Below are 24,184 nucleotides of genomic sequence, written 5' to 3'. Positions count from 1 at the left end.
ATGTATTCCAGATTAAATTTTTTTAAATGTCGGCTTTCACTGTTACAGTTAAATTCACGGTAACACCGATATCAAAGCTCACTGGATTCCTGTCAATTACACAGATATAGGAAATGCCTAATCCAGAAGCGGGATTTACCAGGGCTGATTCAATTGGAGCGAAATTTCCCAGTAATTGAAAAGATTCATTCCTGAAATCAGCATCCGCTATTCTAGTACCTGAATCGACGAATGGGTAAACCTCTGTGGTTGATGTGAGTGCTTCTCGAATTATCATTTGCCCATCCAGTAGAAATGCTTCCTCATCTCCCTCAAAATTCTTGTAAGAATAAATCACCCGATCGATGGTTACTTTTGTGATTTCTGCACCTTCATCTAGTAATTCCTTGACCTCCGGGTCTCCAGCTATTGAATAAAAACCTATTTGAGATTCAACCGTGATATTGTCATTAGGGTTACTGACTGCTGATTCTTTTAAAATGGCTATGTCCCCGTCAAAAGTTAATGGGATTTCTACTTCGCTCAATTCTTCCAGAAGATCGCATCCAGAGAGGAAAGGCATTATGATGGCGATAAAGAGGATTGAAACAGGTTTTCTCATGAGAAAGAATAACTATGATTTCGGTTGTATTTTCAATTTAATCAAAATTTTATTACGAATAAAATTGAAAATATAGTATATTTTATTTCGAAAAACCGATTAGCATGAAGAAGATTTTAGTCCTGTTTTTTTTGTTACTTCCTTTTATAACTTTTGGTCAAACCTTTTTTTTAGATGACATTGTTCAAAATTCATCTGGAGAAACTTTGGTCAGCTATCGTGCAGATGAAAATGGAGGTAGAGCTGATTTTAAGTATAATCATAGATCAGGATGCCTTAGTAATTATAGCATCGTTTGGACCTTTTCGAAAAGTTTAAATGAAATACGGGCTGGCGAATCATTTAATGTCAACTTGAAATGCGACCCCTGTAATAGTGCTTGTGGATACAAATGGCGTATTGCGTCAGTTAGTGGGGCAAATAATATTTTATCTGTCCCGGGGTTTCCGGGATTTGTTTATAATGAGAATATCAGAGAGGCCGGAACTTCGCAACCTTACGGTGGTATTTATGATTATTATGATGAGCCACAATTATCAAATACCTATACCCTTGAATTTTCAGGCAATAAGCAGGTTCCTTATCAAGCCTTTGCTATAAATATAGCTCAAGACGCCATTGTTTATGTTTTCGGTCAAAACGGTTCTAGTCAACCTGCGAGTACAGGGAATTGTCATTCGCTTTTTGGACTGGGTAGGCTTGTAAGTAACCTGGAAGTTGGTTCATATGAAGGCTATCCCAATGATTGGATGATTCAAACTGTCGATTATGCACTTGACCATGTGAGAGCTGTAGGATGCGTGGATGCAACCTTCCTTTCAAATCTGAAATCAAGGCTTTCAAATAGTTCTGACACGAGGACTTTTTATGAGGAAATTCGAAATTATAATATAGGACTAGAGTCCGAAATCAAAACTTCGTGTGCACATTGTGGTAACTGCAATTAGACTGAGTTCTTATCACCAAACTCCCCGAACCTTCATTTCAATGGTATAAACAGCGTCTTTTGCAGTGATGAAAAGGGTTTTTCTATCTAAGGCACCAAAGACCACATTAGCTGTCCAGTCGGAGGGCACATTGATTTTACCCACTTTTTCGCCTTTTCTGTTAAAAATGGTCACTCCATCTCCAGTAAGATAGAGGTTTCCTCTTTCATCTAGGGTCATCCCGTCAGATCCCATCTCACAGAAAAGCTCTTTATTTAGCAAATATCCATCTTCCCGTATGTCGTATTTATAAGTTTTTCCAGCACCAATATCTGCCACATATAATGTTTTGCTATCCGGAGTTCCAACTATGCCATTTGGCTTCTCGAGAGTTTCATCCACTCTAAATAGCTGCGCTCCGTCATCGGATAGGAAATAGACATGTTGTCCATCTTGTAGCATTTCTTTTGATCTTTCCCAGTATGGCCTGGCATATAAAGGGTCAGTAAAATAAATTCCTCCAGACGGCTTTACCCAAACGTCGTTCGGTCCATTAAGGGGCTCACCCTTGAAGGATTTTACCAGGACTTTTTCTTTTTCTCCTGTACGGCTGATTTGCCAAATTTCATTATCTGCATCTGCCGCAGCTATTAAGGTGCCGTCCAGTTTGAAGTAAAGGCCATTTGCTCTGCCGGTGTTCTCCATGAATAAACTAACCTCATTCGGTCCAGCAGCCCATTTATAAATTTTATCGTTTGGTTGGTCTGTGAAGAAAATGTCGCCCATCCTATTTACTGCGGGACCCTCTGTGAAGGAAAAGCCATCGGCCACTTTCACGAGCTCGGCATTCTTTGCGACAATGCCTTTAGCTCCTTCTACTTGTGAAAAAACCTGTGTGGCTACCAGAGCCAAAAATGATAGAATTGAAGTAAATTTTTTGATCATCTTATTTTCTGTTCATTGCAAAAATCAATAATTCCAAATCTGGGCTGTAAGCCATACGAGTTATATTTTGATGCGTCGCTGAAGAAATGGTACCCAAGGAAATCCAATCTTCTTTCTTAATGTTTCGCAGGAAAATCTCATTATCTAGTGCCATTAAAATAGTATTTTTATCTAGCCAAATAAAGTCTTGAGAGCCTGGAAGTCCATGAAAACTTTGTGTCATTTCCCTTTTCTCTAAATCATATAACATAAACCCCAAAGCTTGCCCTTCCTTATCCTCTCTAGAATTATTTACGGATAAATATCCGATTTCTGAAGACATTGGTCGTGTTTTAATGGAGCGACCGATGTTTGAATCCAAGGTCCAAATATCATCCCTTCCATTGGCATAAACGAGCTGATTGGGTTCCCCAAGAAGGAACATGGCCGCCTTATTATTGTACCAGTCGTAATACCCAACTGGCTCTATATCATCATAAAGTAGCTCCGCAGGTTCGAAATTGGTTGGGTAAAGCCAAAGCTTTTGAGTGCCATCTTCTTCCAATACTACGGCCGAAATATACTGTCCACAGTCTGTAATAGTTGGAGAGAATTCACCTCGATCAGCAGTTTTACTTAGGTTAGTAAATTTCTTGCTTTCAAAATTATAGACGATAATATCATGGTTTCCTGTGTCATCAGCCGCTGAAAAAACCATTTGATATTCATTGATAAAGTTTGGCTGAGAGTCATACTCCCTTCTATCGGTAAGTTGGTCCAGAGATGGTAAGTCCAGCGCCAGGTTTTTCCCTTTACCAGTGGTACTTATGCTAAATAAATCCGGACCACTTTGAGAAAACGCCGAAGTTGAAAATAATACGGTAAGTAAAATGATAACTGAAAAAGAACTGGGTAAAACCTTTTTCGCTTGCCAAATGATGTATTTCATTTAATTTTTAAATCTATCAACCAAATTACAAATTCAAGGTTACAAAGAAATGAATAAGCTTCGCCTTTACACAGACGACAACCTGAATTCTTTGAGAAAGCGTCAAGATGTATTAGCCGACCCTGTAGCAGGCATACTAGTTAACCGACCTGATTTATGTGAGCAGATCAATTCATGGCAAGTGATTCCCGAAGTTTATCCCTCAGACCTTCCATCTGATGTAGCCGCTTATTTTGATTTTTTTAAAGCCAAGGAGGCTAAAGCACCACTAGAGACTCTTCAAAAAGGGCAGGAGTTCTTTTCGCAAAAGGGTGACTTATACCTTGCCATGCTCGGATTTTATTCTTTGCCATACTGCTATGCTTTTGCAGATGGGGCTCAGGTTTTAATTCGATCGAAAAGGATTATAGAAAATATCGGTGAAAGGCTAGGAGAGACTGGCTCATTTTTGCTTTCGCTTTTTAAGTCTGGAGCTTTTTATGAGAATAGTGAAGCCTATTTGGTTTGTGCTAAAGTCAGACTCGTCCACGCCTTTAGCAGATATTTCATAAAAATCCATTCAAAGGATTGGAATGAAGATTTAGGCGAGCCTATAAATCAAGAAGATTTAATCGGGACAAATTTGGCCTTCAGCCTTATGGTTCTGAGGGGGATGAGAAAGCTAAACCAAGAAGCAAGTCCAATTGAGACAATACAGATTCTAAATTATTGGTCTTGGATTGGTGATTTGCTTGGTTTGAATATTGGTTATTGGCCTGAAACGCCTAAAGAATCATTTGAATTAGAGAAACTTATTCGTAAAAGACATCTCAAATTTTCTGAGGCAGGTGAGAGGCTCACTAGGGCCCTCATTTCTTTTTATCAAGAGACCATACCTGAACCTTTGCTAGCGAAAGAAGCAGAAAGTATAATTTCATTTTTCATTGGGGAGGAGGCCTCCAAAGCTGTAGGAATCAAACAGAGGATTTCAATAGATGGAAATATCCTTGGGCTCTTCCTTAAGATCATGGGACTACGATCTTTTGGAGCTGGAAAAAGCTACAAAGGAATAGAATCTGAGTTCAAAAAGAATCAAATCGAGCAGTTCGGTACTGTCCTTCAAGTGAGTCTTCCTGTAATTATGCGTTCATAATCGAACAGTTTTTTGTACGTTTACCAAACAAGAAATAATTAAAATCTCTTAAATTTCAGCTTTTAGGCATTTTTTGGCATATGGCATTCTTTTGGCATTTTAAAGAGCAATGAACGGGATTATCCAACGACTCAGACAATTACCAATTGAATTGATTTTCTGGGTGGCAAGCATTATCGCTATTCTTTTAATCGACCCTGATTCTAGTGCACACTTTTCATTGTGTCCGCTGGATAATCTGGGGATAGAATGGTGTCCGGGTTGTGGATTAGGACGATCAATGAACCTTCTGGCTAGAGGGCGCTTTGCAGAATCCTGGGCTATGCATCCAATAGGCTTGCTAGCTTATGTGGTAATCCTTTCTAGAATTTGGCAACTAATTAAAAACCTTAAACAAACACACAATTATGGCTAATGTATTAAGACATCTTCCGGAATTGGAAGGAATGGAACTGGGATATGTCCAGGGACTTATGAAAGGGATGAGTGAAGATCAGGCTTCGCTATTTGCTCAAGTTTATCGGGCAAAAAGAAAGGATGCCCAGATGATTCTGATTCTGACCTTGATCGGTTTCTTCGGTTTTGCCGGATTGCATCGATTCATACTTGGTCAGATAGGTTTGGGTATTTTATACTTCCTGACTGTGGGACTTTGTTTTATCGGTACCATTGTGGACTTGGTAAATTATAAGAGTCTTGCTTATGAGTATAATGTCAGGGTGGCAAATGAAACCATCAATTTACTTCAAATGAGCTTCCCGAATGACGAAGCTACCACAACGACAGAGAGCTAAGACCCAGCACTCAAACTAAACCAACAAGGCCGATTGAATCAATCGGCCTTTATTTTTACCAATCATCTGAATCCAGTTTTTGATTCTTTTCAATAAATGGTTCAAAAATGTCATTTGCGTTTTCATTTACCGAAAGATGAAAGGAGCATAGCTGCTTATATAGCTCTTCATAAATTTCAAATTTTGCTTCAGCAATATGAAATGGAATTTTGTAAATACTCTTTGATTTGGAATCAAATGGAGGAGGAATTTCTGAATCGAAAAGTAAAGGGAATAAGGTTTTGGAGCAGCTTAGGGCCCAGCGCTCGATAGGATGTTCATTATACGAATTAAGCCTCTTATTAATTTCTAAAAAGAATCTCTCTGTTTCAGAAAGACGGATTCTGGATCCCAGCCTTGACTTTCCTTTGGTTTTTAGATGTTTGACCTGGCTTTTTCCCTGCTTTTTCCTGACCATGTATGCTCTAAAAACCTTATGGTCGATAAGTTCTGAGTTATGAAAAAGACATAAAAAAGCCTGTCCGGCCTTTATCACGCAAATGGGTAAAAAAAAGTCTTCTTTTTCCTTCAAAGAATAGTTTTGACCAACTGTCTGGTCAATGGGGAGAAAAATTTTAGCAATGGATTGTTGGTCAGAAATAATTTCAAAATGGTGCCTCTTGTAATCAAAATTTACGTCAAAGTTTTCTTCTTTGGCGAAGTTCATGATTTCATCAAACTGATTTCTGAATATTTTTCTGAGGTTGCCAGTTCTTACCATTCCAGATTTTAAACCGATATATTTGCTAAAAATAGACTAAAAGCCATGGATGAGAAAACTCAGTTCCTATTAAACCGAATGATTCACCCTGAAGAGAAGGAGGCCTACAGATTTGCTGATCAATTAGGAGAAATTCTTACCGAGGAATCTGCTCAGGCCATGATCGATTTGATTAAAGGGGATGACTGGGAAAAGGGTTACTTGGCATCAAGGGCCATGTCACAAAGCAACTATTCTCAGGCAGGGCTCAATGCTACTATCGATGCAATTTTTGATAAAAAGAATAAGAGTATTCAAGGAGCTTTCACTCAGATTTTAGAGAGATATGAGCTTGAAGATAAATTCGTTGATATTCTTAGAATTTACCTCTTTGGAAACTTTAAGGCTTCTCAGCTTGCAGAGACTTACTTAAATGAAGTAGAATTTGACATAAGTCCCAGAACTATCCGGAAGGCCGAAAAGCATTGGAAGCATTATTTACACAATCCCGAGGATGAGGGAAGTGTAGAAATCAAAAAAAGATTTGTAGAGCCTATGTTACAGGAAATCAAGGATTTATTTTTTGACTAATATGCAACAAATACAATTTTTTACTGTTATAATGATATGCATCAGGAGGACTTATTGCGGAGGCAAAGTAGTTTTTTCCAAGATTTTGGATTCTCACTTGACCCTGCCCAAAATGTTTTTAAAAAGTCCTTTTATCAGGGTACTCAATTAATCTTTATTCATTTTCAGCCTTATCCAGATGGTGCCTATCTTGAGTATAATCTGGGTATCAGAATAGATCAAGTGGAATATTTGATCCATCAATTTTTACCTTCTTTACAAGGTCAGTCTGATAATTCTGTCACTTTGGTGCAAACATTAGACAAAATAGGTAGAGAACTCCCAAAGCGTTTTTTCATTGAAAATTCCGCAAGCTTGTCTAGTACTCTCATGAACGTTGAGAAATTTTTTGTGAGTTATGGTTTTAATTGGCTAGATGAGATGAGTGACCCGGTGAATCTTGAAGCCGCTTTTGCCACGCGAAAGGATAAAAAATTTAAGACTCAAAACTTCATTTATAATGCTTTCCGTGGAACAGCTTTGAGTAAAATTTACAAACCGGAAGATTATCCCCAGCTTCGGCAAACTTATTTGAGCATGGTTCAAAAAAGCAGTACGACTCCCTTCACTATCGCATCTTATTTGAAGTTTTTAAATTATTTGGACGAGGAATTCTCCCTTTAGCGTTTTCTTTTTACTCCCCTTACCGCAGTAGCATTTAGAGGATCCTCTGGCCATTCATGTTTTGGATATCTTCTTTTTAGCTCCTTTCGTACCTCAAAGTAGCCTGAAGCCCAAAACGATTCAAGGTCCTTTGTAAGCTGCACAGGTTTAAAACCTGGTGATAAAAGCTCTACAAGTATTTTCTCCTTCCCATTATTTACACTTGGTGTTTCAGTCATACCAAAAATTTCCTGCAGCCTAACTGATAGCAGAGGAGAGGATCCATCCGCATGGTATCTTAGCATAATTCGGCTTGAGCTAGGGACTTCCAAATGACTTGGAGCTAATTCACTAAGCTTTTTCTGTAATGGGTAGTCCAAAGTATGAAAAAGAATTTCCTCCAGGTTTAAATCAAAAAGATCATTTTCATTCTTGACCTCATTCAAATAGCTTTCCAGCCAAATGGAAGGGTCATTTAAAAGTGCTTCCTGTGACCAATCTGGCCAAGTCTCATCTGGGTTCCAAAGTTTTAAAGATTGGGTTCTGTTGAGTAATTGAATAGAGCTCTCATCCCAGTTCAGTATAAACTTACCTTCCGAAGGCAAAGCCTCAAGGATTACTTTTTTTATCTGCTTTTGATCAATGTCTTTAATGGGCCTTTTGCCTAGAATAATTGCTCCAATTCTGATCTCCGTTTCTGCGATTAAGCCGCCGTCTTTTCTATCCCATTTGATTACCTCCTTCATTTTGAGAAGTGGCTTTAAATCCTTGGGATCAACTGGAGAAGCCAGCCAAATCTTTCCCATACCATCCCTTGCATCCACATGAGCTACGGCTAGCCATGAATCATCTGCTAAATCATCCTTATAGCTCATCTGGGCTATATTTCCATTAGCAAGCTGGAATTGGGCATTATTACCTCTTCGGGCTGATGCAATTCTTTCAGGAAATGCATGGGCTAAAAGAAGACCCGTTTGAAATGAATCCACAATAGAGTTTTCAACATCAGTACTCATCATTTGCCTGTAGATATTTGCCACCTGATCTATCCGCTTTAGTCTGCTGGAACCTACACCTTCCTTTCTCCATCTTCTCAAAGCTTCAATCCTCAGGTTTATATCTACACCAGCCTCAGGTCCAAGTGGATCTCTTTCCTCCAATAATGCCGCTAGATCCGTAGCCAATGGAAGCTCATCAATTTTCTTTGCTTCCAGCAGTAGATGGGCGATCCTTGGATGACATGGAAGCTTCTGAATTTCTTTTCCATGTTCAGTTAATTTATTGTCAGATATTGCTCCTAAATCTTCTAGGGTGGAGTAGGCCGAATAGATATTGGGCTTAGGTGGTAAATCTAACCAGGACATGTCGAAAATATCTTCCTTACCCCAGGAAACCATATCTAAGACCATTGGGGTAAGATCGGCCTCGAGTAATTCAGGTGTTCTGAATTCTTGAAGATTTGCATGAGTTGCTTTCGTCCAAAGCCTAAATGCCTTTCCTGATTCTAACCGACCTGCTCTACCAGATCTTTGATCAGCTGAATCCTGGGAAATCCTTTGAAGAACCAGGCGAGATAATCCCGTTTTAGGATCAAATTTCGAAGTCTTCGAATAACCCGAATCTACCACAACCCGTACTCCCTCGATAGTGAGTGAGGTCTCTGCAATATCAGTAGAAAGTACAATTTTACGCTTTCCATTTGTATCGGGTAGTATTGCCTTTTGCTGGGCAGAAAAGGGAAGTGAACCATAAAGAGGACAAATATTAAAATCCGGTAAACTGGCTTTTAATTGCTTTTCAGCTTTTTTTATTTCGCCCTGTCCGGGCAAAAAAACGAGTACGTCACCTTGGGTAGTTTTGACAATTTTACTCACCTGTCGTGCGGTGTCTCCTCCCAGATCATAGCTATCAATTTCACCTAAATAGTCAATTTCTACTGGAAACTGTCGTCCTTTACTTTCAATCACTTTGGCACTCAACATCTGCGATAGTGAGCGGGTGTCAATAGTGGCGGACATCAGAAGAATCCTTAAATCCGGTCTGAGAATTTCCTGAATTTCCCTACTCAGAGCCAGGCCAACTTCAGAATGCAGATTGCGCTCATGAAATTCATCAAATATCAAAAGCCCTACATTTTCGAGGGCATTGTCAGAATGAATCATTCTGGTTAGAATACCCTCTGTAATAACCTCTATTTTGGTTTCATCTGTGGCTTTTTGATCAAATCTTATTCGGTATCCGACTTCTTTCCCCACTTGAGTTCCGGTCATCTCTGCCATTCTGCTGGCAATACTTTTTGCAGCCAATCTTCTTGGCTCAAGCATAAGAATCTTTTTTCCTTTTAGCCAAGATTCATTTGCCAAAACGATTGGTATAAGGGTGCTTTTTCCAGCACCTGGAGGAGCTTTTACTATAGCCGTGTTGTCTTTTTCAAGAACTTCTTTAAGCTCCTGAACGATTTCTGAAGCAGGTAAATCAAAAGATGATAGATCAAATGACTTGAAAAATGACATAGTTACAAATATTGACTGGTGGCAGCATATAAAAAAAGCCGTAAGTCGAAAACCTACGGCTTTTGGTCAAATTTAATTATTTCAGTTAGACAGTTTCGCAGAAGCCTTGCCGTACTCCCATCGGATTTCGAAGCTATCATCCTTCACCTCATACACAAGTCTTTCTTCCATGGTAGAAGTCTGCTGAGAAGGTACATTTACTCTGAGCACATCTTTTGAAGAGTCGTAATTGAAGGCTCCCCACTGTTCAGCTTCAGAATTGAAAATCAGAGTGGATTCATACTCATTAGGAATGATGAAGAAAGAGTAAGTACCAGCTGGTAACTTTTGTCCTTCCACCATAATGTCCTCTGAAGTAGTGAATTTAGTGGCTTCATTTGCACCTGCTCTCCAAACCTGGCCAAGTGGTACCAAATCTCCCCAAATCATTCTGCCTTTTACGGCAGGAGAGGAGTAGTTGATTGTAATCTCAGCACTTCCTACAGTTCCTTCTGCAGTCATAGCAGGACTAGCTTTTTCTTGTGCCAAAGCTGAAACAGCAAAGCATCCCATTATGGCAAATGTGAATAGTAACTTTTTTAAGTTCATGATGAATAGTATTTGTGGTTGTTTTAAAATTATAGATAAATATGAGTTAATTCTTCCAATTAGCAAACAAGGATATGTTTAGACCGCGACCCAAGCTTGCTTTTTATTACTCTCTACTATTCTATCCCCAATGATCAATTCCCTTAAGCCACTTTCAAAGGTGGGGAATAGTGGATCCTTTGGCTGTGATCCCTCTCTAACTGCAGCATACACTTCTTTAAAGAGTTGTTTTGAAGTATCTGGGAAACCCTCTTGATGACCTCCGGGAAAGCTCACTAATGCAGTAGCCTCCTGATCCAAAAGTCCTGGATCTTTCATAAGAACAGCATTTGCTGAGTCCCTATTTCCTATCCAAAGTTCATTTGGTCTTTCAGTATTGAATTCGAAATTTGCTTTAGATCCAGCGATTTCGATATTTAAACGATTCTTCCTACCCGCATTGACCTGACTTACCGTGATGGAACCGGTATTTCCATTGTCAAATTTTAATAAGACTGTAGCATAATCCTCTGAGGTCACCGGATATTCTTTATAGTCAGATGGATCAAGAGCTTTTCCTGAAAAAGTCTCTATGGCCTTTAATGGTTTTAGTCTGGTCTTATGGACAGTGGAGAAGTTGGCCATCACATCAGTTACCTTCAGACCTGTAATGTATTCAGTCATATCTAAAAGGTGTGAACCTATATCAGCAATGGCTCTGGAGTCACCTGACTGATCAGGTTCAAGTCTCCAATTATAATCTGTTTTGTGAAATAGCCAATCCTGTAAATATGATCCCATCACAGCATAAACTTCACCAAGCTCTCCTTTCAGCCTCATGGTTCGCATTTGACGTACCATGGGATAGTATCTTAGATTGAAGTGAACTGCATTCACAAGACCTTTTTCTTTTGCCAGATCTACTAGTTCTTTGGCCTCCTCAGTTGAAACCGCCAATGGCTTTTCACAAATCACATGCTTACCCGCCAAAAGACAGGCTTTAGTTTGAGGAAAATGAAGAAAGTTTGGAGTACAGATATGAACCACATCTATACTGTCATCCTCAAGCATGGCTTCAAAGGTGTAAGCATTTGGGATTCCAAGTTCTTTTGCTTTTTGATCAGCAACTTCCTGGTTAACCTCTACTAAGGCCGTGACCAGGATATTGGGCAATCTTCTCAGTGCTTCCAAGTGAGCAGGCCCAATGAATCCGGTTCCTACAATGGCAGCATTAATGGTTTGAGACATGTTATTTTAGGTTTTTGGTTAAAAATGAAGGCTTAAAATAGGGAATTTGATGGACAAAATCAGAACTGAAAAATGAAGTATTGCCCTAAAAATTTTAATTCTCCCACCAAGGATTATTTCGAGTATCGATATTATCGAGATAAATGAATTCCCCAATTTCTGGTATTGATAATGGTAAACCCAGTTCTTCAGCCTTTTTAGAAACCCTGACCACAGGGTCCGTCCAGCTATGAAGGGCTAAAGTAAATGCACCCCAATGAATGGGCATTCCTACTTTGGCTTCCAGATCCAATCCAGCCATAGCAGTCTCCTCCGGCGACATGTGAATATCCTTCCAGCGCTCATTGTACTGACCGCATTCCAGCATAGCAAAGTCAAAAGGCCCGTATTTATCACCTATTTCTTTGAAATGTGGACCATATCCTCCATCTCCTGAGAAGTAAAGTTTACGGGTTTTATTCTGGATAATCCAGGAACCCCAAAGGGTAGCAAACCTATCACCTATGCCTCTTCCAGAAAAGTGTCTTGCAGGGGCGAAAATGAATTCAATTTGCTCAAAGTCCTTTTCCTCCCACCATTCGAACTCATGAATTTTTTCATCCGGAATTCCCCATTTTTTAAAATGAGCTCCAACACCCAATGGAACAAAATATTTTTTGGTTTTCTCTTTTAGCTTTGAAATGCTTCCATAATCCAAGTGGTCATAATGATCATGGGAGATAATAATCAGATCGATTTCAGGTAATTGCTCAATTTCAATAGGAAGCTGCTCGCTATACCTAGGATTACCTAATATCGGAATAGGGGAAGGAACTTTGCCTAGCATAGGATCAATAAGGATGTTTTTCCCATCCAGCTGGAGTAAAAAGGCCGAATGACCAAACCAAACAAGACGGTCTTTGGCAGAAGCCATTACCAAGTCAAGAGAATCAACCTCGTTCACGGGAATTTCGAAATCAGGCTTTCTTTCAGGGGCATCTCTAAAAAATTCTGGAAGTAATTTCAATCCCTTCACGAAATCCATTGACATGTCCGTGGAAATCAAGTTTGAAAACTTCCCCTCCTCATAGTATGAAAGCTTTCCATATTCAGCTTTATCTTCTTTTGTGGGACTTCCTCCAAACTGCGGACTCAGAGAAATAAATAGGTATCCGAGAATAATAATCAGAAGAGCTAGCGAGATGATGGTGCCCATAATGTATTTGAGGAGAATCAGGACTGATTTAAACATGAGATAAAGTAAGCACTAAGTATTTCTTAAGAAATTCACTAGAACGGTAAATTATTAACTGCTGTCTAATCACCAGTCGGGACCAATAAGTTTCAAGGCTTCACCTTTCTCGTCAAAATAAATGTCAATATTCATTTTATCCGAGTCATGGTCATCGATATTCCAGCAAAGGTTAAAATAAGCTACCTTGAAGTTAACATTGAGAAGACCTTTTTCTTCAGTTCCTGGCGCTTTGATGGAAGTAATGGATAGATTTTCTACAGTCGCTCCCTCTCCTCTATAGTAATAAGACAAGAAGGTTTCCAGTTCACCGATTTTCTCTTCTAAAAAGCTCTTTAAGTTTTCTAGATCAGCGCGTCTGAAATTCTTGAAGTTCCAATGATGCTGCATAAAAAAAGGATAGCCAAATGGCTATCCTACCAAAATTTCATCTGCTTGTTTAGCCTTTGTGAAAGGTTGGTTGTAAAACCTTGTTCCAGTGGCCTTATAAAGGGCATTGGCTAAAGCACCAATCACAGGTGGGAGAGAGGGTTCTCCTAAGCCCGTTGGATGGATATCATTTTCAACAAAGAATGCTTCTATCTCCGGGGTCTGAACATTACGGATTAAATCATATTGGTGGAAATTCTCCTGCTCCGGTTTACCATCCTTAAAGGTAAGTTGGCTATACATGGCATGTCCAATCCCATCAATTATACCACCTTCAATCTGATTGATTGCACCTTCCTTATTTACAACGATACCACAATCGACCGCACACCAAACCTTTTGAACCACTGGTTCATTATTTTTCATAACCACATCTACAACTTGGGCAACGTACGAATTGTGACAATAATAAGCGGCAACACCCCTAGATACACCTGGCATGTCTTGTCCCCAATTGGCTTTTTCTTTCACCAGTTTGAGCACTCCAGCATATCTTGCAGCATCGTAATCGTTGTTTTCTCCAACGGGGTTGTTTATTGCCCTATCGAATAGCTCAAGCCTGAAATCGATTGGATCTTTGCCAGAGGCTTCAGCTACCTCATCGATGAATGACTGCTCGGCTCCCGCTATGAAATTTGATCGTGGTGCTCTCCATGCACCAGTAGAAATATTCGTATCGATATTGACTCCTTCTCCTTTATAATTATCCACCGTTCCTGCTGGGAATCTATCAGGGAAAAGAGGGCTTCCAGGAATTCCAGCAGCTTTTGCCTTGAAGGCAACCAGATTATTATTCTCATCTAATCCTGCTGTATACTTCACTCGGTAAGCAGGTCGATAAGTTCCTTGAGTCATATCATCCTCACGGGTATAAATCAGTTTCACAGGCTTGCCTACTTTCTTCGAAATCAATGTTGCCTCCAGTCCAAAATTTCCATAAAGCCTTCGGCCAAAGCCTCCTCCCATGCGAGTCATAGCAATGGTGACTTGATCTTCATTCATCCCTAAAACCTTCATGATAGTTCCACGAAGTGATTCCGGTGTTTGAATAGGTCCTACGAGCTCAGCTTTGTCCGGAGTTACATGAGCGAAGAAATTCATTGGCTCCATTGTGTTGTGAGCCAAAAAAGGAGCAGTGTAGGTTTTTTCCACTACTTTTGCTGCGCCCTGCAAAGCTGCATCAATATTTCCATCTTCTCTTAGTACCCTACCTTTTTGTCTTTCGACTCCATCTAAAAGCTTTGCAAAGTGCTCGTCACTATTCTCCAAGGGAGTTACAGCTTCCCATTCAGCGTTTACTGCTTTCTTTGCCTTCATCACCTGCCAAGTTGTTTGTCCAGTGATCACAATAAGCTCATTAAAAGCATTAACGTCGGACCATTGAGGTTCCTCTAAACTGGTATCAACCACAAAAACATCATCTACGCCAGGCATGGCTTTGGCAGCTTCTGCATCATAGGACTTCAGCTTCATTCCAAAGGCTGGTGCGTGAATAAGCATGGCAATTACTTGGCCTTCGCGATTGTAATCGATTCCGAAAAGTGGTTGACCTGTGATGATTTTCTCTCCATCTACATTTTTCACATGTGTTCCGATCAGTTTGAAGTCTTTTACATCCTTCAATTTCACATCTTCAGGAATAGGAAGGGAGGCAGCCGCTACAGCCACATCTCCGTAATCGAGTTTATCACCAGTTTTAGCGTTGATTAATTCACCGCCTTCTGTATTTACTTCAGAAATATCTATTTTCCATTGATTCGCTGCAGCCTGTCTAAGCATATGCTTAGCCGTGGCACCAGCTTGCCTTAAGCCGTCCCAACTAGCTCTGATGGACTGGCTGCCACCTGCTACCTGGCGATTATATTTGATCGTGTTCAGGTCAGCCTGTTCAACGATTACTTTTTTCCAATCCACATCAAGCTCCTCGGCCACGATTAAAGGCATAGCAGTTTTAATATTTTGGCCTATTTCAGGATTCGGTGAAAAAATGGTAACCAATCCATTATCAGCAACTTTGATGTATGCATTTATATCTGTCCAGCTTTTTGGAACTGACATTTCAGGGTTAGTGGGTGTGCAGCCAGCCAACCAATTAAAACCAATTACAAGACCGGTTCCACTCGCGGCTGAGACTTTCAGAAAATTTCTTCTGTTCATTCCTTTGTTAAGTTTCATGATCTTTGGATTTATGATTTTTTAGAAGCTGTCTGAATCGCCGCATTAATTCTTGTATAAGTTCCGCATCGGCAAATATTTCCACTCATAGCAGACGTGATTTCTTCCTTGCTAGGATTAGGGTTCTTCTTCAAAAATGCAGCGGCATTCATGATTTGACCAGCCTGGCAATAACCACATTGAGGGACATCATGCTCTATCCAGGCCTCCTGAACCGGATGATTTCCATTTGGCGAAAGCCCTTCTATGGTTACAATTTCCATATCACCCACAGCCGAGATAGGAGTGGAGCAGGATCGGATAGCATTGCCATCTGCATGGATGGTGCAAGCCCCGCATTGGGCGATACCACACCCAAATTTAGTTCCCACTAGATTAAGATGATCACGAAGTACCCAAAGCATCGGGGTGTCGGGATCAACATCCACTTTGCGTTTTTTACCATTAACATTAAGATTGAAAACTGCCATATTTTAATTCTTTTTAAACAGAGGAATTTACATAAAAAAAATGACAATGGTTTTAGAATTTCCCAACAGGCGATAGTTCGTGGTGAAAGGTGAAAATCCTACGATTTCGGAATTTTGTCCAAGGAAAATTTACTGTAATAGGTGAATGGATGAATTGATTATTTGTGTAATATTCAAATCTTTCACTCAGCATGAAACATTACATCCTCACCTTCATTTGGTTAAGCCTTATCATTGGTTTCCCCTCATTTGCTCAGATGAGCAAAAATGAAATCTTAGCCCTATCTGAAAATCAATTACCTAAATCCTTAAAGGAATACAAGGAATACCTCAGTTTTCCAAACCTTCCTACAGTTCCGGAAGATATGGATGCAAATGTCCAATGGATCCTTGATGCCCTGGAAAGAAGGAATATCGAAGGAGAGATTCTTGTGGAAAATGGGATTAAACATGTTTTTGCTCAAAAGGGAAATAACCCCGAAAAGAAGACTATTTTGGTTTATTTTCAAGTAGATGGGCAGCCTGTGGATAGCACAGAGTGGTCTCAGGAAAGTCCCTGGATTCCAGTTTTGAAAGAGAATGAAAACGGGGATTGGAAGGAAATTGACTGGGAAAACCTGGAAAGGAAAATAGATCCTGACTGGAGAGTTTTCGCAAGGTCAGCCTCAGACAGCAAGGGCCCTGGGATGACTTTTTTTTCCGCCCTTGACATTTTGAGCGAAAAAGGCATTGAGCCGTCGGTTAATTTGAAAATGATATTTGATTTTCAGGAAGAGATCAGCTCACCACAATTAGCTTCTTTGGTAGAAAAAAATAAGGAAACATTTGAGGCTGATGGGATTATGATTATGGACGGTACTCGCCATATTTCTAATCTTCCCACGCTAGCATTTGGTGCCAGAGGGATAGCCACAATTACCTTAAAAATCTATGGTGCCAAAAATAACTTACATAGTGGTCAGTATGGAAACTTTGCCCCTAATCCAGTTTTTAGAACCGCTCAGTTGTTAGCAAAAATCAAAGATGAAAATGGGAGAGTTTTGATTCCTGGGTTTTATGAGGGTGTAGTTTTTACCGAGGAAGATCTCGCGGTCATGGCAGCAGTACCGGAATCAAATGAGGAAATAGGGGCAAAGCTTGGATTTAAGGGTATGGATCAGGTAGGAGAATCTTATCAACAAGCCATTCAATTTCCATCACTGAATATCAGGGGAATCAGTGGCGCATGGGTTGGTAATGAGGTGAGAACCATTATCCCGAATGAAGTGACTGTGGAAATTGATATGCGTACTGTGAAAGAAGCTCCCGGAAGCAGACAGGTAGAATTAGTAAGATCATTCATCGAGGCTGAAGGATACCATCTGATTGAAGGGGAGCCTACGGAGGAGGAAAGACGACAATATGAAAAGCTAGCTTCATTTTCTTATAGATTAGGCTCTCAGCCTTTTCGAGCTGATTTAAATTCCGACTTTGCTCAGTGGCTGAGCTCTGGAATGTCACGAGCTTTTGGAAATAATTATGTAAAAATGCGGCAGACTGGTGGCTCACAACCTATGGCACCTTTTATTAATGTTTTGGGCATACCGGCAGTTTCAGTGAGAGTGCCTAATCCAGACAACAATATTCACGCTCCCAATGAAAATTTAAGACTTGGCAATTATTTAGAGGGTATTCAAAGTTGCCTTTCCATTCTGACCCAGCCATTTCAATAATGTCATTTGAGGATATAGCTGCAACATCAATTGTTGTCCTGACTCTAGTTTTCGTTTTGCAAATAAGCAAGGTGGAAAATAAAGCAATCAAAGTAGCACTGGATTGGTTTCCCGCTATTCTATTCGCCTATGTAATTCCCGCTGCTTTTACCCATATTTTCGATTGGAATTTATCTGATGTTTGGTTACATCCATTTTCTAGAAATTGGATCATCCCAATTACACTTTTAGCAGTCATGAGTGCCCTACCGGTAAGACAGTTAGCGATTGTAGGCTTTAGACCACTAATTCTTTTCTTTTTTGGATCAGCCATAATTGCTACGCTTCCTGTTCTTCTGGTTTTGAGTTTCTCAGCCCTTGATACTAATGCAGAGTTACTTTTTTTAGGAGATTCTTACTGGAAGGGTCTGGTTCCAATAGTAGGAGGCTGGATAGGAGGAAGTACCAGTCAGCTAATTCTTAAAGAACTGGCAAATACCCCTGAATCTTTATTTTTATCTGTTTTGGTCCTTGATAATATCCTCGTGAATATCTGGACCATTCTTATGTTTCAATTCATCAAAAAGGCTGATTCCCTTTCGAAACTATTTAATATCAATGATCCGCTACCGGAACAATTAGAAGGAGAGACGGAAAAGTATGGAAGGAAAGTAAAACCAATTTTTGTCCTGCTAATTTTTCTCGCTTTAGCTTCAACTATTTATCTATTGAATTTATCATTTCTCGAAATGGTCGTGAGTTTATCGGTTTTAGGATTTGCCCTTGGCAATTTCATTCCTAGTTGGAATGCTCAGTTTTCTTTAAAAATCGGTGGAATAGGAATCGTTTTAGTCATGGCAATTCTTGGGTTGAAATTGGATTTTTCGAACCTCACTTTACCAATGGAATTTATTCAATTAGTTTTAATTTGGTTGATTCTACACTTTGTAGGAATGCTATTGATAGCCAAACTTCTTCGATTGAATCTGGTTTGGGTTCCTATAGCATCTATGGCTAATTTGGGAGGTATTTCCACTGCTCCTGCGGTCACTGCAGCTTATCGAAAAGATCTCATGCCTCATGCGGTCCTGTTGGCCATTTTGAGCATGGTGACAGGAACTGCATGGGGGTTTTTGACCATTTTCCTATTTCAATCACTGTAAAATATTGAGGATGAAGTTTCCAAGTCTTGCCCAGTTAAAAAAGGAATTGAATCACCTGGATAATAATGAATTACAGGTTTTGATGGTAGATTTAGCCAAATTCAATAGAGATAATAAGGCGTATTTATTTTTTAAATTAAATCAGCTTGAACAGCCAAATCTTTATGTAGAAATGGTTCAGGAGGAACTCGAAAGTGACTTTCAAAATGCTCGGTCTGATCACTACTACTATGCAAAAAAATCTGCTCAAAAAATTCGTAGAAAGATGAATAAGCTCCTCAAGTTAACTAAAGATAAAGCCCAGCAGATAGATGTAATTCTTTACTTCTGTCTTCGACTCAAAGAAGAGGGTTTCTTAGACCATCGATCTAGTGTCCTTGATAACTTGTATCAGGTTCAGATCAAAAAAGCTCAAAAATTGGTAGAAAGTCTTCACCCGGATCTACAATATGATTATGATTTAAAGTTTGATGAATTGCAATAATTATAATTTGAAATACATTTTTTTAATATTTTTAGTATCTTTCTAAGAATAAATTTTTCGATTTAAATTTCATTTTTTATGGAAAAGTATGAAGAGCAGCTTGGTGAAGTGGTAAGACCACTTGTCATTAAGGAACAGGATGTGGTGATTACCTACGAAATTAATGCAAGTGCCCTCTGGTCAGCAGAAAATCCAAGCAAAGAGGACTTAGAAACATTTTATAATATCATCAACTCAACCCACACCTGGGGTAGTGGCAAAGACTTTGAAAGTGATGTTTGGGTAGGAAGCTATGTGACTTGGAAGCTTGTTGTAGTTGGCAATGATGGATATGATTATGCTTTGGTAATCGACGAAATAGAATTTAAAAAAGGTCAATCTCCATTTAGGTGGGACACCGTCAGGGGAAGAGGAAGATCGCGTTTGCGTAAGAGGGTAAAAAATGAGGATCCAAATCTTGATGATCCTGAATATTCTCTTTCATTTTTTCTGATTCAGGAGAAGACCGGGGAAAATAATGGAGGAAAAAAGAGGTTTACTATTGATCCGAAAATAAAAGTGAGAAGAAGGCATACTCAAGCTTAAATCTTTTAATTAAGGTTCTAGTATAAACCGGAAACCTGGTTTAATAAACAGATAATTCAAAATTCAATCAATCTGCGGAAAGTTATGAGGACAGTGTTTTAAACCTCAAAAACCATTAATCCAAAAATATTACATACTTTGATCTCTCATAGGTTTACCAATCCAAAGACAACAATAAATACAACCCATATGCAAATGAAAACAACATTCTTTTTCGCACTTCTTTTATCGATGTTAACCATACAGATGGCGTCTGCTCAAGGCCCTAAAAATATCCATATCGATTTCAAAATAGACGCAGAAACTATTTTTAATGGTGGAGATGTAGAAAGTAATAGTGAATTGGTTGATGATAACAAAGGTAAAACACCAAATGGCAATCCTAAGGATTTCGAGTCAGAGGCTTATCGTGGTAAGTTTGTAATCTGGGAAATTCTTGATTTTGGAGATAACTCAAGTAATTATCAAGTCAAGTTCTTGGATTTTCCTTGGAGGGGTGATATCGACGCGTTTACAAAAAACCCATTGCAGGGAGGAGGAAGGAAAGCTAAAGCTAAAGTGAATGACAATTCTGCCGATGGTACAATAAAGTACACCATAAGGTTTTCAATCAAATCCAAAAATACCGGTGAAACCAGGAATTTTGAACTTGATCCAAGATTAAGGGTTCGGTAACATATTTACTTGAGTTCCTAAATTATTGGCTTAGCACATATTTGATCCACTATGCGGATTCACTATTCCTTTTTGATAATTTTTGTTGTTGTTTGTTCAAAAACTTTTGCCCGGCAATACACTTCAGAGGATTATCGAGACTTAGATAGTTTAAAGGGTATAGTTATGGAACTTCCGGAGTCAGAGCAGCCTGATGTTCTATCCCTAATATCAGGTATGGAGGAAGCTCCGGACAGTATCTTAAAATACTCGCAATTACTTTTGGAAATAGCAGCTAAGGATTCTCTGCATCCTTTTTTGTATGATGGATACTTACAAAGAGGCAATGCTTACTATTACATTGGAGATTATTCAAAGGCCCTAGAAATGTATCTCGTAAGTGTAAAAATGGCTGAAAGGATGAATTCAGACATGCTTGTAGGGAACTCTTTTATTGCTATAGCTGGGAATTTTGCAGATAGCAAGAATGAAGAAAGCGCGATTAGTTATTACAAAAGAGGTATAGAAATTTTTGAAAACAACCTTTATTCCAGAGATGACTCTACTAGATATGCCACTGGCATATATAATTTAGGAGATTTATATCTAAAAATGGGAAAGGTAGATTCTGCGGAGTTCCTGATAAAAAAGGCAAAAGGAATTTTTGAGGTGACAGGCTTGGAAGGATACAAACCTTACTGGTTAGGGAGTTTTGGAATTATTGAGGCAAATCGCGGTAATGATGAATTAGCCGAGGAGTATCTCGATGAGTCTATTGAGATTTTTGAAGATTATTACGACTATTCAAACATATCCGAAATCCTAAGATCAATTGTACTGGTCTATTTGGATCAAAACGAGTTAGAAAAAAGTCTTGCTTACGCAAAAAAGAGCCTTGAATTAGCACGGGAGTATGATCTGCCAAAAGCCAAAGAAGAGTCAAACTTACTTTTATCGAACATTTATGAAAGGCTGGGTTCTTCTAAAGAGGCCTTTGACTATTTTAGAACCTATATCGCTTATCGTGATAGTTTAAATAATCTAGAAACGATCAGGGATATGGCGGATCAAAGAACAGAATTTGAGGTTGCACAAAAGCAAGCTGAGCTGGCCATTGTAGAAATTAGATCGAAAAGGCAGCAACTACTTCTTTATGGAGCTATTCTTTTGCTTTTACTTGCAGGGTTATTGGTTTGGGTAATCTTTAGAAGGTTCAAATTTGAAAAAGAAACCAAGGAAATAATCCAAAAGGAGAAGAAGAGATCAGACGATCTATTATTAAACATTCTTCCTGTGGAAATCGCGGATGAATTAATGGCTGAAGGAAAGGTCAAAGCTCAGAAAATCGATGATGTAACTGTACTTTTTTCAGATTTTGCTTTCTTCACTTCCATGGCGGAAAGTATACCTCCAGAGCAATTGGTTCAAAGCATTGATTTTTATTTTAAAGAATTTGATCGCATATCTGAGAAATATGGACTTGAAAAAATCAAGACCATTGGGGATTCATATATGACTGCAGGAGGAATTCCAGATCGTAAGGAAGGCAATGCTTTGGATGTCGCCAAGGCAGCCTTGGAAATGATGGATTTTATTAAAAGGGATAAACCGGATGGAATTGTAGATTTTGAAATGCGAATTGGAATTCATACAGGTCCAGTAGTAGCTGGAATCGTTGGTCTTAAAAAGTGGCAATACGATATTTGGGGAGACACCGTGAATGTGGCCAGTCGTATGGAGACCAATTCCGAAAACGGAAAAATAAATATCTCCGAGACGACATACGAAATCCTGAAAGATCATTATTCCTGTGAATTTAGGGGTGTTGTGGAAGTAAAAAATAGGGGAGTTTGGAAAATGTACTTCCTTAATAATCCAATCGATTCTCAGCAATCCTGAAGATCACAGTCTTCCTCTTTTGTCTCAAATTCCATGGTTACATGATGAATTGACTCATGTTCAATGACTTTCCTGAACTTCTTTTTTAACTCGATCTGTTCGGAAAGTTTGTAGTCACGATCGAGCTTCAGGTGAATAGTTAGCACATTGTACTCTCCATCCATAGACCAAATATGGCAATCATGAATCCCAACTATTTCAGTAAAGTTTTTAAGTTTTGTATGAATGTCGTTCATGACTATTTCTTCAGGAATACCTTGTAGCAAGACCAAAAGACTTTTACGAAGATTTTTAAAGACATTCCAGAGAACCCAGGATGAAATCAATACCGAAAGAAGAGGATCAATAAATGGAAGCTCAAAAAACTGCATGAGAATACTTCCGACTAACACAGCAAACCAGCCCAAAACATCCTCGAGTAAATGTAAAGTAACCACTTTTTCATTCAGTGTTTTGCCCTTTCTAAGTTTAAAAGCGGCTGCTCCATTCACTAGTACCCCAAGACCTGCCAGATACATCATGCCTTCTGCATCCGTATTTTCTGGATTAAATAGCTCAGGAATGGCGTGGTAGAGGATAATAATGGAGCCAATAATCAATACCACCGAATTAATCAAAGCCCCTAATAGAGAAAAGCGTCTGTAGCCATAGGAAAATGTTTCCGTTCTCCCTTTTTTAGAAATTCGCTGGAAATACCAGGAAAGCCCAAGGCTTAAGCTATCACCTAGGTCATGAATTGCATCAGAAAGAATCGCTAGACTATTGGTATAAAAGCCACCAATAATTTCAATTAGCGTAAAGGCCAGATTCAGGAAAAATGCAGTTTTGATATTTCCTTCTGCCTCATGATGAGAGTGTACATGGTGATGGTGATGCGCCATGGTCTTAATCTAAGGAAAAGTATTGGTAAGTGAAGTGAGCTCAGAAAGATCACTTTATTCCATATTTCTTAATTGAATTTCCAGACGTTCTACTTCATCCCTTCTAGCTCAGTCTGCATATCCTTGAGCATCTTGAGCATATGACTGATTTTGAGTTCTTTTTCCTCGAAGTCAGACATATTGATACTGCAGCTGAATTCCCATAGTTCTAGCACCTCTTCCAGTTTTACCTCATAAGGTGCATAGTCCTTATTATCTGAGTGTAATTCCAGAGTCTCTTCATCTTTTCGGTAGACCCGCTTGTACACGATTCCATCCTGCTCAGTGAGGATCACATAGGTTTTGCCCTCATGAAGTTCCTGTATACTCTCCAGAAAACGAGCAATCACAAAGGATCCATCCTTTAGCGGAAGCATGGAGTCTCCTTTGATCGGAAAAGCTCTGTGTTTGCCAGTAGGCAGAAAAGGTAGCTTGATCTTTTCTAATTGCTCAATGAATTCCGGGTCAGAGTATCCATTCAGGTACCCTGCTGAGGCTTTAGCTGAGATTACCTCGATAATGTCATTTTCCTTCTCATCCACCACAATAGGGAAGAGTACCCTCTGATTGCCTATGTCTATGAATGTTCTATTCTGGGATTTAGAGAGGTCATGCTTGACCAAAGCATCAATGGGCAAATGGAAGTAGCCGGAAATGAGGATTAATATCTCTATGGATGGCTCAGATCTACCTTCCTCATAGGAGCCAATTCTTGACCTTGTAATGCCCAATTCTTCTGCCAATTGCTCCTGGGTCATTCCACGATTTTTTCTTAGAAAACTGAGGTTTGTCGCTATTCGTCGCATTTACTACAAATATAAGCAATTAGTGATTGATTATGTAGCTAATTTCGAAAT

The 24,184-nt window shown here is 39.3% G+C and carries 25 protein-coding genes; 12 read left to right on the top strand and 13 right to left on the bottom strand.

Annotation, left to right across the window (positions count from 1 at the left end; genetic code table 11):
- Nucleotides 1-22: 22 nt before the first annotated feature.
- Nucleotides 23-601 carry a hypothetical protein gene (locus tag QVH07_RS09935; protein WP_290000045.1) on the bottom strand — a complete coding sequence of 193 codons (579 nt, stop codon included), beginning with the start codon at nt 599-601 and terminating at the stop codon, nt 23-25.
- Nucleotides 602-705: 104 nt separating this feature from the next.
- On the opposite strand from QVH07_RS09935, the gene QVH07_RS09930 reads away from it, so the two are divergent.
- Nucleotides 706-1,548: a hypothetical protein gene (locus QVH07_RS09930; RefSeq protein ID WP_290000044.1), complete on the top strand. Its 843-nt coding sequence runs from the start codon at nt 706-708 to the stop codon at nt 1,546-1,548.
- Between the two features lie 12 nt (nt 1,549-1,560).
- On the opposite strand, the gene QVH07_RS09925 is transcribed toward QVH07_RS09930, so the two are convergent.
- Together QVH07_RS09925 and QVH07_RS09920 are read right to left on the bottom strand one after the other, a co-directional pair.
- The gene (locus tag QVH07_RS09925) at nt 1,561-2,472 is read right to left on the bottom strand and encodes an SMP-30/gluconolactonase/LRE family protein (protein WP_290000043.1); all 912 of its coding nucleotides are present in this window, start codon (nt 2,470-2,472) and stop codon (nt 1,561-1,563) included.
- 1 nt (nt 2,473) lies between these two features.
- Nucleotides 2,474-3,400, bottom strand: coding sequence for a TolB-like translocation protein (locus QVH07_RS09920; RefSeq protein ID WP_290000042.1), 927 nt, complete (start codon nt 3,398-3,400; stop codon nt 2,474-2,476).
- Nucleotides 3,401-3,449: 49 nt separating this feature from the next.
- Between QVH07_RS09920 and QVH07_RS09915 the strand changes: the two genes are divergently transcribed.
- The 3 genes from QVH07_RS09915 (at nt 3,450) to QVH07_RS09905 (ending at nt 5,326) form a co-directional block, all read left to right on the top strand.
- Nucleotides 3,450-4,532: an oxygenase MpaB family protein gene (locus QVH07_RS09915; protein ID WP_290000041.1), complete on the top strand. Its 1,083-nt coding sequence runs from the start codon at nt 3,450-3,452 to the stop codon at nt 4,530-4,532.
- Between the two features lie 109 nt (nt 4,533-4,641).
- The gene (locus QVH07_RS09910) at nt 4,642-4,947 is read left to right on the top strand and encodes a DUF2752 domain-containing protein (RefSeq protein WP_290000039.1); all 306 of its coding nucleotides are present in this window, start codon (nt 4,642-4,644) and stop codon (nt 4,945-4,947) included.
- On the top strand, nt 4,940-5,326 hold the full coding sequence (locus QVH07_RS09905; protein ID WP_290000037.1) for a TM2 domain-containing protein: 387 nt from the start codon (nt 4,940-4,942) through the stop codon (nt 5,324-5,326). The genes QVH07_RS09910 and QVH07_RS09905 overlap by 8 nt, the downstream gene beginning before the upstream one ends.
- Before the next feature lie 55 nt (nt 5,327-5,381).
- On the opposite strand, the gene QVH07_RS09900 is transcribed toward QVH07_RS09905, so the two are convergent.
- Nucleotides 5,382-6,086, bottom strand: a complete 705-nt coding sequence (locus tag QVH07_RS09900) for a hypothetical protein (protein ID WP_290000036.1) — start codon at nt 6,084-6,086, stop codon at nt 5,382-5,384.
- Nucleotides 6,087-6,131: 45 nt separating this feature from the next.
- On the opposite strand from QVH07_RS09900, the gene QVH07_RS09895 reads away from it, so the two are divergent.
- Both QVH07_RS09895 and QVH07_RS09890 read left to right on the top strand, forming a co-directional pair.
- Nucleotides 6,132-6,656, top strand: coding sequence for a HEAT repeat domain-containing protein (locus QVH07_RS09895; RefSeq protein ID WP_290000035.1), 525 nt, complete (start codon nt 6,132-6,134; stop codon nt 6,654-6,656).
- 36 nt (nt 6,657-6,692) lie between these two features.
- Entirely contained in the window at nt 6,693-7,319 is a 627-nt protein-coding gene (locus QVH07_RS09890) for a hypothetical protein (RefSeq protein WP_290000033.1), read from the top strand.
- On the opposite strand, the gene hrpB is transcribed toward QVH07_RS09890, so the two are convergent.
- From hrpB to QVH07_RS09855, 7 genes are all read right to left on the bottom strand, one after another.
- Nucleotides 7,316-9,811 (bottom strand): ATP-dependent helicase HrpB, encoded by a 2,496-nt coding sequence (hrpB, locus tag QVH07_RS09885; protein WP_290000030.1) that lies wholly within the window; start codon nt 9,809-9,811, stop codon nt 7,316-7,318. The genes QVH07_RS09890 and hrpB overlap by 4 nt on opposite strands.
- Nucleotides 9,812-9,892: 81 nt before the next feature.
- Complete coding sequence (locus tag QVH07_RS09880; RefSeq protein ID WP_435367060.1) at nt 9,893-10,399, bottom strand: DUF2911 domain-containing protein; 507 nt, start codon at nt 10,397-10,399, stop codon at nt 9,893-9,895.
- A gap of 78 nt (nt 10,400-10,477) precedes the next feature.
- Nucleotides 10,478-11,626: a Gfo/Idh/MocA family protein gene (locus QVH07_RS09875; protein ID WP_290000028.1), complete on the bottom strand. Its 1,149-nt coding sequence runs from the start codon at nt 11,624-11,626 to the stop codon at nt 10,478-10,480.
- A 94-nt stretch (nt 11,627-11,720) separates the two neighbouring features.
- Complete coding sequence (locus tag QVH07_RS09870; protein ID WP_290000026.1) at nt 11,721-12,857, bottom strand: MBL fold metallo-hydrolase; 1,137 nt, start codon at nt 12,855-12,857, stop codon at nt 11,721-11,723.
- A 69-nt stretch (nt 12,858-12,926) separates the two neighbouring features.
- Nucleotides 12,927-13,247 (bottom strand): hypothetical protein, encoded by a 321-nt coding sequence (locus tag QVH07_RS09865; protein ID WP_290000025.1) that lies wholly within the window; start codon nt 13,245-13,247, stop codon nt 12,927-12,929.
- A gap of 21 nt (nt 13,248-13,268) precedes the next feature.
- Nucleotides 13,269-15,461, bottom strand: coding sequence for a xanthine dehydrogenase family protein molybdopterin-binding subunit (locus QVH07_RS09860; protein WP_290000023.1), 2,193 nt, complete (start codon nt 15,459-15,461; stop codon nt 13,269-13,271).
- An 11-nt stretch (nt 15,462-15,472) separates the two neighbouring features.
- Nucleotides 15,473-15,931 carry a (2Fe-2S)-binding protein gene (locus tag QVH07_RS09855; RefSeq protein WP_290000021.1) on the bottom strand — a complete coding sequence of 153 codons (459 nt, stop codon included), beginning with the start codon at nt 15,929-15,931 and terminating at the stop codon, nt 15,473-15,475.
- Between the two features lie 191 nt (nt 15,932-16,122).
- Between QVH07_RS09855 and QVH07_RS09850 the strand changes: the two genes are divergently transcribed.
- The 6 genes from QVH07_RS09850 (at nt 16,123) to QVH07_RS09825 (ending at nt 22,407) form a co-directional block, all read left to right on the top strand.
- Nucleotides 16,123-17,643, top strand: coding sequence for a M20/M25/M40 family metallo-hydrolase (locus QVH07_RS09850; protein ID WP_290000019.1), 1,521 nt, complete (start codon nt 16,123-16,125; stop codon nt 17,641-17,643).
- Between the two features lie 71 nt (nt 17,644-17,714).
- Nucleotides 17,715-18,785 carry a DUF819 family protein gene (locus tag QVH07_RS09845; RefSeq protein WP_290000018.1) on the top strand — a complete coding sequence of 357 codons (1,071 nt, stop codon included), beginning with the start codon at nt 17,715-17,717 and terminating at the stop codon, nt 18,783-18,785.
- A 10-nt stretch (nt 18,786-18,795) separates the two neighbouring features.
- Nucleotides 18,796-19,269, top strand: coding sequence for a hypothetical protein (locus QVH07_RS09840; protein ID WP_290000017.1), 474 nt, complete (start codon nt 18,796-18,798; stop codon nt 19,267-19,269).
- Between the two features lie 78 nt (nt 19,270-19,347).
- Nucleotides 19,348-19,854 carry a hypothetical protein gene (locus QVH07_RS09835; protein ID WP_290000016.1) on the top strand — a complete coding sequence of 169 codons (507 nt, stop codon included), beginning with the start codon at nt 19,348-19,350 and terminating at the stop codon, nt 19,852-19,854.
- A 195-nt stretch (nt 19,855-20,049) separates the two neighbouring features.
- Nucleotides 20,050-20,529, top strand: coding sequence for a hypothetical protein (locus tag QVH07_RS09830; protein ID WP_290000015.1), 480 nt, complete (start codon nt 20,050-20,052; stop codon nt 20,527-20,529).
- Nucleotides 20,530-20,694: 165 nt separating this feature from the next.
- Entirely contained in the window at nt 20,695-22,407 is a 1,713-nt protein-coding gene (locus tag QVH07_RS09825; RefSeq protein WP_290000014.1) for an adenylate/guanylate cyclase domain-containing protein, read from the top strand.
- On the opposite strand, the gene QVH07_RS09820 is transcribed toward QVH07_RS09825, so the two are convergent.
- The gene (locus QVH07_RS09820; protein ID WP_290000012.1) at nt 22,395-23,288 is read right to left on the bottom strand and encodes a cation diffusion facilitator family transporter; all 894 of its coding nucleotides are present in this window, start codon (nt 23,286-23,288) and stop codon (nt 22,395-22,397) included. The genes QVH07_RS09825 and QVH07_RS09820 overlap by 13 nt on opposite strands.
- An 89-nt stretch (nt 23,289-23,377) precedes the next feature.
- Nucleotides 23,378-24,133 carry an XRE family transcriptional regulator gene (locus QVH07_RS09815; RefSeq protein ID WP_290000010.1) on the bottom strand — a complete coding sequence of 252 codons (756 nt, stop codon included), beginning with the start codon at nt 24,131-24,133 and terminating at the stop codon, nt 23,378-23,380.
- Between the last annotated feature and the right edge of the window lie 51 nt (nt 24,134-24,184).

It is taken from the genome of Algoriphagus sediminis, assembly GCF_030403435.1.
Lineage (GTDB): Bacteria > Bacteroidota > Bacteroidia > Cytophagales > Cyclobacteriaceae > Algoriphagus > Algoriphagus sediminis.
Note: the sequence above shows the minus strand (reverse complement) of the source record. Positions and strands in the feature narration are given on the sequence as shown.

What these genes read in the sequence shown, in the direction of transcription:
- hrpB (WP_290000030.1), bottom strand. Translation starts at nt 9,811, where the DNA reads ATGTCATTTTTCAAGTCATTTGATCTATCATCTTTTGATTTACCTGCT.
- QVH07_RS09820 (WP_290000012.1), bottom strand. Translation starts at nt 23,288, where the DNA reads ATGGCGCATCACCATCACCATGTACACTCTCATCATGAGGCAGAAGGA.
- QVH07_RS09900 (WP_290000036.1), bottom strand. Translation starts at nt 6,086, where the DNA reads ATGGTAAGAACTGGCAACCTCAGAAAAATATTCAGAAATCAGTTTGAT.
- QVH07_RS09895 (WP_290000035.1), top strand. Translation starts at nt 6,132, where the DNA reads ATGGATGAGAAAACTCAGTTCCTATTAAACCGAATGATTCACCCTGAA.
- QVH07_RS09835 (WP_290000016.1), top strand. Translation starts at nt 19,348, where the DNA reads ATGGAAAAGTATGAAGAGCAGCTTGGTGAAGTGGTAAGACCACTTGTC.
- QVH07_RS09915 (WP_290000041.1), top strand. Translation starts at nt 3,450, where the DNA reads ATGAATAAGCTTCGCCTTTACACAGACGACAACCTGAATTCTTTGAGA.
- QVH07_RS09825 (WP_290000014.1), top strand. Translation starts at nt 20,695, where the DNA reads ATGGAACTTCCGGAGTCAGAGCAGCCTGATGTTCTATCCCTAATATCA.
- QVH07_RS09920 (WP_290000042.1), bottom strand. Translation starts at nt 3,400, where the DNA reads ATGAAATACATCATTTGGCAAGCGAAAAAGGTTTTACCCAGTTCTTTT.
- QVH07_RS09865 (WP_290000025.1), bottom strand. Translation starts at nt 13,247, where the DNA reads ATGCAGCATCATTGGAACTTCAAGAATTTCAGACGCGCTGATCTAGAA.
- QVH07_RS09860 (WP_290000023.1), bottom strand. Translation starts at nt 15,461, where the DNA reads ATGAAACTTAACAAAGGAATGAACAGAAGAAATTTTCTGAAAGTCTCA.
- QVH07_RS09830 (WP_290000015.1), top strand. Translation starts at nt 20,050, where the DNA reads ATGAAAACAACATTCTTTTTCGCACTTCTTTTATCGATGTTAACCATA.
- QVH07_RS09880 (WP_435367060.1), bottom strand. Translation starts at nt 10,399, where the DNA reads ATGAACTTAAAAAAGTTACTATTCACATTTGCCATAATGGGATGCTTT.
- QVH07_RS09890 (WP_290000033.1), top strand. Translation starts at nt 6,693, where the DNA reads ATGCATCAGGAGGACTTATTGCGGAGGCAAAGTAGTTTTTTCCAAGAT.
- QVH07_RS09850 (WP_290000019.1), top strand. Translation starts at nt 16,123, where the DNA reads ATGAAACATTACATCCTCACCTTCATTTGGTTAAGCCTTATCATTGGT.
- QVH07_RS09855 (WP_290000021.1), bottom strand. Translation starts at nt 15,931, where the DNA reads ATGGCAGTTTTCAATCTTAATGTTAATGGTAAAAAACGCAAAGTGGAT.
- QVH07_RS09815 (WP_290000010.1), bottom strand. Translation starts at nt 24,133, where the DNA reads ATGCGACGAATAGCGACAAACCTCAGTTTTCTAAGAAAAAATCGTGGA.
- QVH07_RS09875 (WP_290000028.1), bottom strand. Translation starts at nt 11,626, where the DNA reads ATGTCTCAAACCATTAATGCTGCCATTGTAGGAACCGGATTCATTGGG.
- QVH07_RS09925 (WP_290000043.1), bottom strand. Translation starts at nt 2,472, where the DNA reads ATGATCAAAAAATTTACTTCAATTCTATCATTTTTGGCTCTGGTAGCC.
- QVH07_RS09930 (WP_290000044.1), top strand. Translation starts at nt 706, where the DNA reads ATGAAGAAGATTTTAGTCCTGTTTTTTTTGTTACTTCCTTTTATAACT.
- QVH07_RS09870 (WP_290000026.1), bottom strand. Translation starts at nt 12,857, where the DNA reads ATGTTTAAATCAGTCCTGATTCTCCTCAAATACATTATGGGCACCATC.
- QVH07_RS09840 (WP_290000017.1), top strand. Translation starts at nt 18,796, where the DNA reads ATGAAGTTTCCAAGTCTTGCCCAGTTAAAAAAGGAATTGAATCACCTG.
- QVH07_RS09910 (WP_290000039.1), top strand. Translation starts at nt 4,642, where the DNA reads ATGAACGGGATTATCCAACGACTCAGACAATTACCAATTGAATTGATT.
- QVH07_RS09905 (WP_290000037.1), top strand. Translation starts at nt 4,940, where the DNA reads ATGGCTAATGTATTAAGACATCTTCCGGAATTGGAAGGAATGGAACTG.
- QVH07_RS09935 (WP_290000045.1), bottom strand. Translation starts at nt 601, where the DNA reads ATGAGAAAACCTGTTTCAATCCTCTTTATCGCCATCATAATGCCTTTC.